General features: G+C 60.8%; 8 protein-coding genes and 1 pseudogene. 4 read left to right on the top strand and 5 right to left on the bottom strand.

All coding sequences use genetic code 11. The features are described 5' to 3' along the window. Nucleotides 1-767: 767 nt before the first annotated feature. Nucleotides 768-1,609 (bottom strand): annotated as a pseudogene (locus IPV69_RS02090) (IS5 family transposase). A gap of 209 nt (nt 1,610-1,818) precedes the next feature. Here IPV69_RS02090 and IPV69_RS02085 point away from each other — a divergent pair. Beyond that, nucleotides 1,819-5,049 carry an aminotransferase class III-fold pyridoxal phosphate-dependent enzyme gene (locus IPV69_RS02085; RefSeq protein ID WP_206293258.1) on the top strand — a complete coding sequence of 1,077 codons (3,231 nt, stop codon included), beginning with the start codon at nt 1,819-1,821 and terminating at the stop codon, nt 5,047-5,049. Nucleotides 5,050-5,054: 5 nt separating this feature from the next. Next, on the top strand, nt 5,055-6,179 hold the full coding sequence (locus IPV69_RS02080) for a radical SAM protein (protein ID WP_206293257.1): 1,125 nt from the start codon (nt 5,055-5,057) through the stop codon (nt 6,177-6,179). 367 nt (nt 6,180-6,546) lie between these two features. Here IPV69_RS02080 and IPV69_RS02075 read toward each other — a convergent pair whose 3' ends face one another. From IPV69_RS02075 to IPV69_RS02060, 4 genes are all read right to left on the bottom strand, one after another. Continuing rightward, the gene (locus IPV69_RS02075; RefSeq protein ID WP_206293256.1) at nt 6,547-7,467 is read right to left on the bottom strand and encodes a GNAT family N-acetyltransferase; all 921 of its coding nucleotides are present in this window, start codon (nt 7,465-7,467) and stop codon (nt 6,547-6,549) included. Nucleotides 7,468-7,621: 154 nt separating this feature from the next. Continuing rightward, on the bottom strand, nt 7,622-8,467 hold the full coding sequence (locus IPV69_RS02070) for a phosphotransferase (RefSeq protein WP_206293255.1): 846 nt from the start codon (nt 8,465-8,467) through the stop codon (nt 7,622-7,624). 197 nt (nt 8,468-8,664) lie between these two features. Further along, complete coding sequence (locus IPV69_RS02065) at nt 8,665-9,798, bottom strand: hypothetical protein (protein WP_206293254.1); 1,134 nt, start codon at nt 9,796-9,798, stop codon at nt 8,665-8,667. Nucleotides 9,799-9,946: 148 nt separating this feature from the next. Continuing rightward, nucleotides 9,947-11,029, bottom strand: a complete 1,083-nt coding sequence (locus IPV69_RS02060) for a hypothetical protein (RefSeq protein WP_206293253.1) — start codon at nt 11,027-11,029, stop codon at nt 9,947-9,949. A 359-nt stretch (nt 11,030-11,388) separates the two neighbouring features. Here IPV69_RS02060 and IPV69_RS02055 point away from each other — a divergent pair, with 359 nt between their 5' ends. Continuing rightward, nucleotides 11,389-13,797, top strand: coding sequence for a glycosyltransferase (locus tag IPV69_RS02055; RefSeq protein WP_206293252.1), 2,409 nt, complete (start codon nt 11,389-11,391; stop codon nt 13,795-13,797). Next, complete coding sequence (locus IPV69_RS02050; protein WP_206295629.1) at nt 13,794-14,414, top strand: type II secretion system protein; 621 nt, start codon at nt 13,794-13,796, stop codon at nt 14,412-14,414. The genes IPV69_RS02055 and IPV69_RS02050 overlap by 4 nt, the downstream gene beginning before the upstream one ends. Nucleotides 14,415-14,417: the final 3 nt, after the last annotated feature.

The raw sequence follows: 14,417 nt of genomic DNA, 5'->3' as shown, positions 1-14,417 counted from the left end.
GCTTCGACAATCTGCTTCCTTTCGAGATTTTGATCACTGTCGAGCGACTTGACGTAGGGGTCGCAGGTCTCTTTCGAGGTAAGAAGGGGACAATACCTTGGATTGCGATCTCGGCAGGTCACCTGAATGCGGGAAAGGGCGAGGCGTTACATACGCTGCTTCACGAGATGGTCCACCTCCGCAGCTTCGTGGCAGGGATTCCGGACTGCCATGGGGGATATCACAACAGGCACTTTCGCGATTCAGCAACCTTGGCGGGTCTTGAATGCAGGTTGAGCGTCCGTGGGTACGATGTCACCGAGCCTGACAAGAAGGCGCTAGCGGTTTTTGAAAAGTTCGAGACATCGCACGAGTTCAATTGGCCAGAGGCAATAGTGAAAGAGGGTCAAGTCAAACGACGGTCCGCACGCCGGCGACCTATCGACAGATGAGAAGCATCTGGTCCGAACGGTTTCGCCTCGGCATCAGTGACCTGACGCTGTCAGGGCACCGATCATGCCATCTCATCTCCTTCATCATCTCATTCCTGTTCCAGAGTCTCACTGGGACGCCGGCTATCGTGGCCACGGCGATCAAAAGCATCGCGTCGGGATGCATCATCTGTCTCGTAGACGAGCCAACAGGAAGACTCAGACTTTGCCGCCCCGCTAACTCTGTGGTCGATGGCACGCCGGTGACCAGCCGGTGCCCTATCCTCCGTCGGCCAGCAATATGGGGTTCACGCGTCCAGCCGGCGACGGCGGCGCACGCACGTTCTTCAAGAGCAGCTAGGCTCTGTCTAATGGACCCAGAATCCTCAAGTATTTCAGCATGATTCCGAGTTTTACGAAGCCAAGGAAGCTTAGTCCGAGCTTTTCGTACCGTGTGGCCAGTCTCCGGCACTCTTTCAACCAGCCCACGGCCTGCTCGATGCGGGATCGTTTTCGGTAGGTTTTCTTGTCGAAACGTTCGCCTTTGGGGCGTTTCTGGTTGCTCTTTCGCGGGATGACCGGCTCGATGCCGCAGTCTTTGAGGAACTGGCGAGTTGATTCGTAGCTGTATCCCTTGTCGCCTGCCAGTTGATCGGGCCAGCCGATCCGACGAGGTCTGCGGACACTGTGGATCAGGTTGTGGAGTTGCGTCGATTCGTGCGTCTGACCGGCCGTGAGGGTGGCTCCGAGGATAAGGCCCTTGCCGTCAGTAACCAGGTGGAGTTTGGATCCCCATCCGCCGCGGCTGCGGCCCAGGTGGTGGTCGTCGGGTTCGAGGGTGTCGAGCGGGTGCTTTTTTTGCGAGCACCGGCCGCGGCCCGGCCGGCGCGGATGTTCGTGCCGTCGACCAGCCACAGGTCCCAGTCGATCTTACCGGCCTTGTCCAGTCGGATCTGAAGGGCCTTGAGGATCTTGTCGAAGGTGCCGTCGCGACGCCAGCGGTTGAAGCGTTGGTTGACCGTTCCGAACTTGCCGTAGCGTTCGGGCAGGTCACGCCAAGGAGCGCCCGAGCGGAGAATCCAGAGCATGCCGTTGAGGACGGTGCGATGATTGAGCCACTTGCCGCCGCGAGCCTGCCTGGGAAACAGGTCCTTGAGAAGGGCCCATTGATCGTCCGTGATTTCGTAGCGAGCCATCAGAACCTCCGTATGGAGGCAGCATGGCATGCAATAATAGAAAGCGCAATTCCTAACGAGCGCCGAACTTGGCATCCGTTAGACAGAGCCTAGTTCGTCGCCGAAATCGATGTCCAAATCAACACAGGTCCCCGCCTTCTGGAAAGCGAGTCGAATCTCGTGGATGCTAATGACGGTATCCTCCTCTGTGTAGCGGCGAGTGGGCTTTTGTTATGCAGTTCCGTCCCCTCGGATCCTCCGGCATTCAAGTCTCCTGTGTCGGGTTCGGCACCGCGCAGTTACGCCGTGTACCGCGGACTCAGGCGATTGATACGCTCCTTGCGGGCTTTGATCGCGGTGTCAGCATCGTCCATACGGCACTGGACTACGAGGGTGCCGACCGCCTTGTTGCCGAGGCAGTCCTGCGATCGGGTCGGAAGGTCATCGTCGCATCGAATGGATACGACACCTCCGGAAATGCGACCGGCAAGGTTCGACATTTTGAGCGGCTCTTCGAGTCCACCTGTCGGATGCTGAAGACCGATCGGCTGGAGCTGTTCGGCATCGCGAGTGTCGAGGATCGGGAGGCGGGCAAGGAAAACGTCTGGGGCAAAGACGGGATGGTGGAGTTCCTCCAGAAGATGAAGGCAACCGGCCGGCTGGGGGCGATCTTCTGCACCACCCACGGTAAGCCTGAGTTCGCGCGACGCCTGATCGAGTCGGGTGTGTTCGATGCGATCATGCTGTCGTACAACGTGCTCGGGTTTCATTCGCTGACGCTGAATCCACCGGCAAGCTGGCACTTTGAAGACATCCGCCGAACGCGGGAGGAACTGTTTCCGTTGTGCAAGGCGAAGGGAATGGGACTGATGATCATGCTTCCGCTGGCCGGCGGGATGCTGACGCCCAGCAAAGCATTCCCGCCGCCGGACGGTTCAGCGGCGGTCCCTTCGGGCGTAGCCGCCGGCGAGGCCCTTCGTGCGATCCTGGAGAACCCGGAGGTCTCTTGCGTGCTACCCGGTACGGCAAGCGTTGAAGAAGCGATCGAGAACGCATCCGCCGGCGTCGCCGAAAGAATCGCAACGCGACCGGAGGCGGGTCCACACGCACTGCGTATTGCCGAGATGACGACGTCGCTCTGCAGCCGCTGCGGCGAATGTGAGCCGACGTGCAGCCAGGGGCTGCCCGTGGCTTGGCTATTTCGCGCTGCGTACATGGGTGGCGTGTATCGCACCTCGCCTTACGAGACGTGGGAAGACGTGGAGTACTTCCGCCTTCAGCCACAGGGGCCTTCGACGTGCTCTGGATGCGTGCAGCAGACCTGCCGTTGCCCGGCGCGGATCGACATCCCGATCACGCTCGACAGGCTGCACCAGACCATGCTGCGACGCGTTTCAGAAGGCCGGGTTCAGCCACCTCCTGAATTGCGGCTACCACCGCGTGGCGATCGATGGTGTTCGGCACGGCTGGTCACGCGCGAGTTGCCATTGGCGCGATCACTCAAGCAAGTTTGGCGCGCAGGTCGAGAACACCGGCCGCCGACCGTGGATCAGGTCTGGTATCGGGATCGGCGTGCGCCTTCGATTCCAACTCGGAAACCATGTCGCAATCGCCGAAGGGCTGCGGTGCGACGTGATGCCGGGGGAGCGGTGCCATTTCGTGCTGGAATGGCCGCCACCGGCGGTTACCGGCCCCGCGACATCTCTTGCGGTCGAACTGCAGTATCAGGTCCGCCCGATCCCATTGTGGCGATCGATCGAACTGTTTCGGCGGGACCTCGCCGACGGGGAGATGTTTGCTTGAGCCAGTCCGCACCTCATCTCTACGGCGTCGAATGGGTCGGGCACAATGTGCCATCGCGCTGGCCTCAATCTTCGGCACAAGCGGTCTATGTTCATGTCCGCAACGTCGGCACGCGCACTTGGCGCGCGGACGAGCCAAAGGGGCGATCTGTGGACCTGGTCATGCGAGTGGACGGGGCAATTCGCCACATGGTGCGTGTGCCACGCGACATCCTTCCGGGTGAGGAGACCACTTTCTACGTCCTGCACTCGGTCGAGCCCCGCCTGGGGCTGGGCGGCGCCGTGCAGGACGTTTCGTTTAATCTGGTCGAGCAGAACGTCACCTGGTTCGAGCATCAGAATGTCGAGTCCCTGGTGGTTCAAGTTGCCGCCGAGCCGGCCGAGGGTTCCAACGCGGCCGGTTACTTTCAGATCGGGAGTCTGATCGGTTCGTCGTTCTATTTGCCCAGCGGCGGTGTGACACGAGGGGCTTCCGGCCGTCCCTATCCGTTGTTTCTCCGAGAAGCCGCCGGCTGCCGCGTGCGCGACGGCGACGGCAACGAATGGATCGATTATGTGATGGGATGGGGATCGGCGCTTCTGGGCTATGCGCATCCGGAGATCCGTGAGGCCGTCGCCCAGTCGCTTTGCAACGGAGCAATCCTCAGCTTGCCGACTGAGTTGGAGATCGATGTGGCCTATCAGCTTGGCGAGATGATTCCGTGCGCGCAGAAAGTGCTGTTCGGAAAGAACGGATCTGACGTCTGCACCGCCGCCGTCCGATTGGCCCGCGTGAAGACCGGCCGTCCGCTGATCCTCTTCAGCGGATATAGCGGATGGCAGGAGCCTTTCGCGCCAGTGTTTGAGAAATCACTTCACGATCCGTCAGCGATGTCCCGTGCTAACCGATTTGCTCCGAATGACCTGGCGGAGGTATCACGGCTGTTCGAGCATCATCCGGGGCAGATCGCCGGGGTCATCCTGGAGCCGGCGGCACAGGTTGAGGGCGTCGATGGTCCCGTGCGGGTTGCCGACGCCGCGTTTCTGCGATCGCTAAAGTCGATGTGCCAGGCCTATGGCAGCGTGCTGATCTTCGACGAAATCATGACCGGCTTTCGGCATCCCGGCGGCAACGTACAGAATGCAACGGGTGTCGTGCCGGACCTGGCGTGCTTCGGTAAGGCGTTGACCTCCGGCATGCCACTGGCTGCGCTGGTGGGCCAGAGGGAGGTGATGGACCACATCGCGAGGATCTTTTATCACCCGACCTTCAAGAGCGACGCGTACTCCCTGGCGGCCGCGCGTGCCGCACTCCAGATCTATCAACGGGAGGATATCCCGGCGAAAGTGGCTTCATTCGGCGAGAGTCTGCGCGCTGCCGTTGCGGAGTGCAGCGTCGAGTCGGGAATGGACGGCGAACTGGTCAGCCCGCCCTACCGAATGGTCTACCGATTCAATGAGCCTGACCTCAACCGCAGAACACTGCTTCGCACACTGCTGCACCGGGAGCTGCTGGCCCGAGGCATACTGACCTTTCGCGGGTTCATGTTGCCCAGTGCCGCTCATGGCGATGCCGAATTGGAGAGAACAGTCGATGCGTTCCGCGGGGCGTTTGCGGCGATACTCCAGGCGGCCGCGCATCGGTCCCTCGTCAACTCGCTCGAGATTCCACCGGTGGTGTGAAGTTCATGAGCATCGTGCAACTCAAGGTTTTATCCACGTTGCTCACGCTAAACGAGCCACAACCGCAGGTGGATCGTAGTCAGCCCTACCCCAGCTGCCCCTGGCTGGAACACGGGCTGGCGTTCAACCGGCGGAGCGTGAACGCCTGCCTGATCGTCCACCATGGGACCGGCTTTCCGCACTTGTGCGACTACAACGGCGGAGTACTCGATTTAAGCGCGATCGCCTCCGCGCGGGCGCGGATCATTCGCGAGAATCAGGGAGATGGTCATGCCGCGTGCCGGGGTTGCCCGCACCTGGTCAAGCGCGTCTGGAAAGCGCCGAGCTATCCGATTGCACTGGTCGCGATCGCCCACTTCTCCCACTGCAACATCGAGTGCAACTATTGCTTCCTGCAGACGGCCGACCCGGCGGTTTTCCGCGACGGGTTCACGCCGTACCTGGTCCTTCCCGCACTGCGACAGCTTTCCGCCGCCAGGTTCCTCGATCCCGGTGCGACATTCGACTGGGGCGGCGGCGAGCCAACGATCTATCGGGAGTTCGACCAAATCCTGACCTTCGCGACTCTGGCAGGTGGGACGACCTGGGTTCACACCAACGGCACCGTCATGCCCCGGTCAATTCGCGAGGGTATCGCTACGAAACGAATCAACATCCTCTGCTCGCTCGACGCCGGTTTTCCTGCCACTTGGAAAACAATGAAGGGGAAAGACCTTCTGCCAGCTGTATGGCAGAACCTCGACGAGTATGTCCAGGCCGGGTGCCGGGCCGTGCTCAAATACATCATGAAGGAGGAGAATTTCAGTGCGCTTGAGATCGACCAGTTCCTCCGCCGTGCCGCCGCAACAGGGGCGCACGAAGTCATCGTCGACATCGACTACGACTACCCCAATCCAAGCCCGGCAGTCCGCCGGGGGCTTATATACTTATGGAAATCGGCACTGCGGATGCGATTCTGGGTCAATTTGGGAGCCACAGGGGTGAACTTCGACCCGGGTGCGTCCGAATGGAGGAATGTCCACGCCGAATTGTCGAAGCTCGCCGATCAGCCGGCGTTTCGGCAGAAGATTCGAGCCGCCTACGTTCGCCATCTTGGGAAAGTGTTGGGGAGACTTCTTCGCGTAGTGTAGCGTCAGAGGCGATCCGGCGGAGAGGTTTGTTGCCTACTGACTATCCTTCGACAAGTCTCAGCAGCCCACGCCGCATCTCGGCTGACAGTCCGCTCCACAGATTCATGACCCGGGTCAGTTCGTTATCGACTGCGCCGCCTTGTGCGCCACCGGAACCGCCGACCGGCGAAATCCTCGGGGGATCGTGCGGGTGTTCGAGTCCTGTACCGCCCACTACAACGAACGGCGAACATTCGCACTCCGTCGCAACCGCTGGCACGCCAGCGGTTTCTGTTTTTAAGTGCGAAGACCCCTGCCACCCGCGACTCGATTATCCGCTCTGCCACGCGCGTGGAGCCAAACGCGTGTGTCGCCTCTGCAACGTCGATCAATCGCCCGGTGGGTAGAGCCCCCAGGTTGTCGTTGACTTGGTCCGCGTCGGGAACCGTGACTTATACTGGTCGTCGCCGCCGCGCAGGTCGTACACAAGCAGGCCCTCATCAAGCGCATCCAGGATGGCGTGTCGAAGAATGACATGGCCCGGGCAATGGCGTCCGTGTTCGATGTCGAAGCTCCACGGCCCCGCGTAGTGAACACCGCGATAACTCCACGAGAAGGAAATCGCCAGGGGGCGATCGTTCCAGTCCAGCCTGCGCAAGCGCAGCCAACCAGCCCGGCCGGTGGACTCCACGGCGTATTCAAGCCATTCCCGGCGACGAGGCACCAGGAAAGGGCTCTGATAGTCCTTGCCGGCCCATCGCGCGGCGTGTTGTTCAAAGAACGCCGGGAGGTGTGTCCGTACGTCTTCGGGATCGCGCAGTCGTTGTATCTCGAACCGGCCGTTATTCCTGAAGTAGGTTTCTCTTTTCAACATGCTCCGGCTTGTTGTCGTTCGCAGGAAGTCGGCGTGCTGGATCATGTCTATTTCATACGCCGGTAGTTCCTTTTCGATAAAGCACGCCAGCCCGAGTTGTGCCGCGGCAAGGCGGAGGCGATCCCCGGTTCTGGATGCGGAGGGAACAAGGTGAAATCGAAACCCGAGGAAACCGGGCGTTGCGGCTCGGGCAGCTTCCAGTATGGCTGGCAGCACCTCCGGGTGACTCGTATCGCCGATGAAGTCGAGATAGTCCGATTCGCCTGCGCCTAGGAAGAAGACCATGCCTTCACTTGCGAACAGAGGCGCGAGCGCGACGACCTGATCGTCGCACTCGGCGACGATGAGGAGGAGCTTGCCTTCGTCGAGCGCCCTGCGCCATGGCAGAAGCCACTCGCGCGTCTGGAACAGCGTGTTCGTCTCGCCGCAGGACAAGAGGCGGGTCCAAACCTCTGGTCCGCACATCGGATGGTCGAACCCTGGTAGTACGGTTGTGTGTATTCGGGACATTGCTGGAGCATCCGGCGGTCGCTAACGAACCACCTTTCATTGAACAACCTTATCGAACATGCGTGATATAACGCGCCCTTCAGGCCGGTCGACCTGGTCGGATGCCCCCGTCGAGACATCTGACGAGCGAAACTGCTTCGGCGTACCAATCATGAGCCTGATCGGACGGAGGCGTCCATCCATCTGACCAGCCGATCCACTGGATCGCCAGTGCGAGTCGGCAAGCGTCGAGTAGCCATTCAATCTCGTGACGGGTCATTTTCGCGCAAGCGAGGGGACGACACCGGTGATAAGCCGCCTCGATCTGCATGCGATCTTCCGTTCGCCAATTGCCAGCGGTCAACGCGGCCAGGTCGGTCAGAGCGGGACCGATCGCAGCCATTTCCCAGTCCACCGGGCAGATTCTTTTCCCGGCCGGCCTGTCTGCGCGAACCAGAATGTTCGATGCATAGAACTCTCCATGAATCACGGACTGTGCAGAGTCTGCGAGTCTCGGGATGATTCGTTCAAAACACCGCAGCGCGGAGGACAGGTAGCCCTGGCGATTCTGCGAAGTCGACGCCGCCGAGGCCCGCGCCAGCCATCCCAGGTAATACGCGCGATCGTGTCGTAAAAGCGGCACCTTCACCTGAATCGCGCCCGCCGCGGGGCTGAACTTCGCCTGCGCGTCGGCCAGCCAGCGGGCGGCCTCCTGCCAGACCTCCAACTCGCCGGTATGACACAGCTTCTCACCTGCCACTCGCTCCAGTACCAGCCAGGAACAGCCCGGCGGCTCGTTGGAACCGGCGGCGTAGAGGTATGGCGTGTCCAGTTGTTCACAGAGGACATCGCGGTAGACACAGATCTCGCGGGTCGGGTCATGGAGGAAATGAGGTCGGACCTGACGTGCAGCCGGCAGCAACGACGACCATTGAAGATGCTTCAAGACGAGCCTGAGCTGACTCCCGTCGTTTAGGGTGGCCTCCAGATCTTCCAACGCGAAGCTGGTGCTATATGGGGAAGGCGACCGAGTAAGTGTCGACACTCGGGCACCGATACCTCGTGCAGCCAGCCCGGCGTCGATCGAAGTGACAAGGCTGTCCAGGGGGAGGGCTGACACAGTTTGTTCTGCCGGGTGCGCTATCAAGTGACCCCCAGTTCGGCAAGCAGCCTTGGCAGTACGCGATTGCTGTCGAAGTACTCTTGCGCGATCTGCCGAGCCTTAAGGGAATGGCGTCGATAGTCACGCTGGATCTGTTCGATAGCGGTGGCAGCGTCGGCCGTCGTTGCAAAACGCAGCAAACCCTCGCCCGTCGGGAGTGATTCTGCAAAATCGGTATCTTGTGCCACAACGGGCCGGCCTGAAGCGAGATAACAGGCGCTGCGATCGCTGAACCATCCACAGCGCGAGTGAACATAGCCGCTCTTTGCGATACCGATTTCGGCCCAGGATCGCTGAATGAACCGCTGATATCGTTCAGGCGTGGAAGCGACGTCGGCGGGGTCGAGGAGGTTCCAGCCATTACCCTGGAGAGCGGCAAGGTCGCGCGTTTCTCCTGCATGAATCGCTATCGCCGGGAGTAGATTTGCGCTCGTTTGCCGTGGGAGGTCGATCAAGGCACGGACGCTGTGAACCTTCTGGCCGAACAGTTGGCCGTTGTGTTCGATAGAGCCGTAGCCTCGCCAATTGGCGATGGTGGTAAGCCCCTGCCATTCGATCGGCCCGTCCGGCCCGATTGCCGGCCACTCGTCCAGGACTACTGGCTGCAAGGTGGTTATCCAGGAGCGACCACAAGTGGGAACCAGGCAGTCGGGCTGGCCGATGCGCTGTCCGATGGTGATGAAATGCGAATGGCGATCGAATCGCATGTCGATCCCCTCCATCGCGTTCCACATCTGGATGAAGGCCGGATCGAGGTCGAGGTACGCGGTAACGCGAACGGGATCAGTCAATGCCGGGTCGCGGAGCATGCCGGAGACATTGATCAACAGATCCGCGTTGGCAGCGAAATCAACCAGTGATGCGTGCGAGAGCCCAACGGTCTGGGTCGTATCGGCGAGCAGTAGTGACGACGTGCGTTCGATGCCGAATCGTCGGACCACGTCGAGGAAGTAGTTCGCACTCCGCGAGCCTTGAAGTAGACCGCCGGAAGCCTGTAGAGATTCTCGCTGGATCGGCTCAATCAGCAGCACCTCGTGCCCCAGGCGCTTGAGCCCAAGCACGTATTGAAGGACCGCCCAGGTCGCCCCGCCCTGCCCCGGGTCGGCTGCGATCATTCCGCTGACGATGATTTTGAGCGACCGAGGGTTCATGTCAGTCGCTCGACGTCTTTCAGGAACTGGGTGAGGACGCGGTCCGAGTCGAAGTGTTCGACCGCAATCCTGCGCGCCGCAGCGCTATGAACATCAAACCTTTGAACGATGTTTACACATCCATCGACGGCCTCGTCCATGTTTCGAAATGGCACCAGGCCACGTCCGGTTGGCAGGTAGGCTGAAAAGCCCGTCTCTTGCACCAACGCCGGACGGCCTGAGGCGAGGTACCGAATCGTACGATCGCTGAACCAACCACTGTTCGTCTCGACGTAGATGCCCTGGGCCACGGAGAACTCGGCGGACGAACCCCGGACGTAGTCACCGAACTTTTGAACATCCCCCGCGGCGGCTTTCGGATCGAGCAGCGTCCAACCGGCATCACGAAGCCGAGTCGAGTCCTTCGAATCCGCCGGATGAATGTCGAGAGCGATCTCAAATGCCACCTCAACGATTCCTGCTGCGCGGGCACGGTCAGGAAGCCCAACAAACTTGCGGAACTCATGCGCTTGAGAGTGAAGGTGCGGTCACCCAGGGTGATCGGCCCGAATGCTCCACGCCAGCTCGATACCGTCGTAAAGCGAAACACTGGAGGAGCGGGAGCAATCGGCCAGTCGTCCAGCACGACCGGCTGTCGGACTGGCACCCATTGAATTCCGTCAACGGGTATCGAGGACGCCGTGCTTCCGACATGGGCACCGATGGTGAAGTACGCGTCATGGCCCGCGAGGCGAAATGCGGATGCGGGGTCTGCATGCCAGCACTGCGTGTACCCGGGATCGATGTCTATGTAGAGCTTCTTCCTGAGAAGCGGCATCAGGTCGGGAAGCGTGAGATGACCGCTGATGTTGATCAGCATCTCGGCATTTCGAGCCAGGTCCACCACGCGATCCCAGGCCAATCCGTGGCAGGTCAGCGGACGTCCGGTCGCTGGATCTGCAAGAATCAGCGCAGTTGTTGCTGCCAGACCCGCTTGCCCAGTTACCCAGGTGAAATGCTGACGATTGACCGAATCGGCGAACGACGCGGGATTACCCGCATCATCGACACACGCCGACGGCGCAATCTGCTCGATGAAGTAGACGTCAAATCCGAGCCGTTTCAGGCCTGAAATCCAGCTTAATCGAACCCACGCCTCGCCTCCGCTGCGGGGTTTGTTGGCGATCGCCCCGCTAACGATGACGACTCGAGTCATAACCATATTCCCCTGTTGGGAACTGGAACCAACACGGGAACACAATGGAGTACACACTCGGGCTTAATGGTTACAGGTCGGGCTGTCCGGTTCATGGGCTGATGGTTGGAATGCGAACGTTATCGCTTGCAGAACCAGTCGTATCCGAACGATTCGCCCCCCTGGCGGCAGAGGGCGTTGCCGCAGGTTCGAGAGGAAGAACCACTAGTGGATCCCCGGTCCGAGTCGCAGGAAAGCTTTTCGAAGTCGGCGGCGAGAAGTGGTACCTTAAGGGCTACACCTACGGGCCGTTCGCTCCGCGTGAAGGCAGCCACTTCCCTTCGCCCTCTCGCGTGGCGCAGGACTTTTCGCACATCCGATTGCTGGGTGCCAACGCCATCCGGCTCTATCACCTTCCACCAGAATGGCTGCTTGATCTTGCCTGCGACGCGCACCTGCGTGTGATGGTCGACGTGCCGTGGGACAAGCATCGTTGCTTTCTGGAAGACTGGTCGGCGCAATCGGAGGCGGTCGAGAAGATTCGCACAGCATCGGTGACTATCGCACGTCATCCGGCCGTGTTTGCCGTCAGCGTTGCCAACGAAATCCCTCGCGATGTAGTTCGCTATAGCGGCCATCAGCGGGTGGCCAGCTTCCTGGACACGCTTCTGGACACACTGAAACAGGGTGCTCCGGATTGTCTGGCCACCTACACCAACTACCCCTCAACCGAGTTCCTTTCTCCGTCGAACCTCGACTTCTACTGCGCGAACGTATACCTCGACGACGACGAAGTGCTCGGCCGATACCTCGACCGGCTGCATCACGTTGCTGCTCACCTTCCCCTGGTGCTGGGTGAAATTGGTTTCGATTCCCTTCGCAAGGGCCCGGCGCACCAGTCCGATGCTCTGGCCCGGCATGTGAGACGCGTCTATCGACACGGGCTGGCGGGCGCGTTCGTGTTCTCGTTCACGGACGACTGGTACACCGGTGGTCACCAGATTGAAGACTGGGCCTTCGGCGTCACTGATGTCGCACGCCAGGACAAACCTGCAGCACTCGCAATTCGGAGCATCTGGGCCGAGGCACCGCGCATTGATGAGCGGGGTTTGCCGAAGGTCTCCGTCGTGGTCTGTTCGTACAATGGCGCCACCACGCTCGACGAATGTCTACGATCGCTTCTCCGTCTGAACTACCCCGACTACGAAGTGATTCTGATCGACGATGGTTCGACAGACGATACCTTGGAAATAGCGGCGCGCTATCCGCAGGTCCGGACGATCCATCAGGAGAATCGCGGCCTGAGCGCCGCTCGCAACGAGGGGGCCCGGCTTGCCGTGGGTGAGATCGTTGCCTACACGGATTCGGACTGCGTGGCCGACAGCGAATGGCTGCTGCACTTAGTGCTGGCGATGCGCGAACAGGGTGTCGACGCGATCGGCGGCCCCAACGTGCCTCCGCCGTCGGACAACTGGGTCGCCAAATGTGTCGCCGCCAGTCCCGGCGGACCGAGCCATGTCATGCTCGACGACCGCAACGCCGAGCATGTACCGGGCTGCAATATGGCGTTCTTGCGGGAGCGCCTGCTTTCACTCGGCGGATTCGACGTTCGTTTTCGCCAAGCCGGTGACGACGTCGACATCTGCTGGCGGTACCTCGACGCGGGGCTCACGATCGGCTACGCGGCGTCTGCGCTGGTCTGGCATCATCGTCGGGCGCGAGCGATGGATTTCTATCGCCAGCAAAAGGGGTATGGACGGGCAGAGGCCATGCTTCAGTTCAAGCACCCCGGGCGCTACAAGTTGCTCGGCGGGCTGCGGTGGGCTGGCGTTATCTACGGAGTGGGAGCTATTGCGCTGCCGGTCTACCAGCCTGCCGTTTATCACGGCCGATTCGGCAACGGTCCGTTTCAGCTCATCTATCGACGCAACGACTACAGCGTATGGGCCTACGTGACACTTTTTGAATGGCACGCCGTCGCGCTGTTGCTCGCGACCTTGGGGCTCATTCTCTGGGGAACAGAACTCGGGCACGGCCTGCTCACCGGTGCCACGGTCTTCTGGCTTGCGTCGGCCGTTGCCGTGCTGCGATCGACAGCAACTGCGCCGCTGCCGGCCGCCGCTCGGTGGTGGTGCCGTCCGCTGGTGGCGTTGTTTCACGTAGGGCAACCGATCGTTCGTGCCTGGCACAGAACTGCATTCCGTCTGCGCCACAAGAGGTTGCAGGCTTGCGCGTTGAACTACAGCTCCACGAAATCAGCCGCTCGAAGGGTTTCTCGATACGCCTTTGACATCTGCTGGGAGAGCAGGAACGGCATCGGCCGCGAGCGGCTTCTGGATGAACTCGTTGAGAGGGCTCGCGCCGACGCCTGGAATGGGAACTGGGATCTTGAATGGTCGCCCCATGACATTGAACTGCTCGGGAACCTCTGGTGGGACGCCCGCATCACCTCGGCGACTGAAGATCTTGGTGGAGGCCGGCGATTCACTCGCATTCGTGGAACGCTTCAGGGAACTGTGTTTGGAAGAGTCGTCACGGTCATTCTGACACTCATCTCGACTGCTGCGATCCTCGCCAACTTGAAGGCCGGTCTGATCACAATCGCCATCGTGGCACCGATCGTCGTCGGCGCGCGAGTGTGGGCCGGGAGTCGCGTAAGGCGCGCGGTCACAGGCTTGATCTGTCGCGCGGGAGTGGCTGCAGGCCTATCGCTCGTCCCATCCGGTGTAGCCGATCAGGTGATCAACCATCCGACCGGGCCGATTATTCGCGAGGGAGTTGTCACATGATCACCAATCGACGCAGCCGCAAAGGGTTCTCGCTGGTGGAGTTGCTCGTCGTGATGGGCATCATTGCGGCACTGATAGGCATTCTTCTACCGGCGCTTGGCCGGGCCCGCGAAAGTGCCCGGCAGACAACCTGCCTGGCAAACTTGCGTTCACTCGGACAGGCAATGTTTGCCTACGCGAACGACCATCGTGATCGTCTGCCCAACTCCAATCCGCCGATGACGCCCCGCGACTACGATGCCGCCAACTTTGTCCTGGTGTCTTTGAATAACGGGTACATGAAGTCGCCGGCGGCGTTTCATTGCGCTTCGGACCGCGATCCGGTGCAGGCGTCGATTGTGACCGCCGACTATGACCTGCCTAACTCGGCCCGCGCGAGTTACGAGTTCTACAGCATTTCGTGGATGCCCGAGACGGGACCGAAGCTCAGCCAGTTGGGAGGTGCACCACTTGCGTGGGACCTCGGCGGTGGCTCAGCCAAACCCGATCCGCAGCAGAATCACGGCACGATCGGGGGGAACGTAGTCTTCGGAGATGGCCACGGCGAATGGCAACCGCAGGCTAACTGGGACAGCGAGAACTGGGCACATCCGGCTGACAAGTACTACCCGAAATGAACC

The organism is Humisphaera borealis (genome assembly GCF_015169395.1).
Lineage (GTDB): Bacteria > Planctomycetota > Phycisphaerae > Tepidisphaerales > Tepidisphaeraceae > Humisphaera > Humisphaera borealis.
The sequence above is the reverse complement of the archived record's forward strand: the minus strand, read 5'-3'. Positions and strand labels throughout refer to the sequence as shown.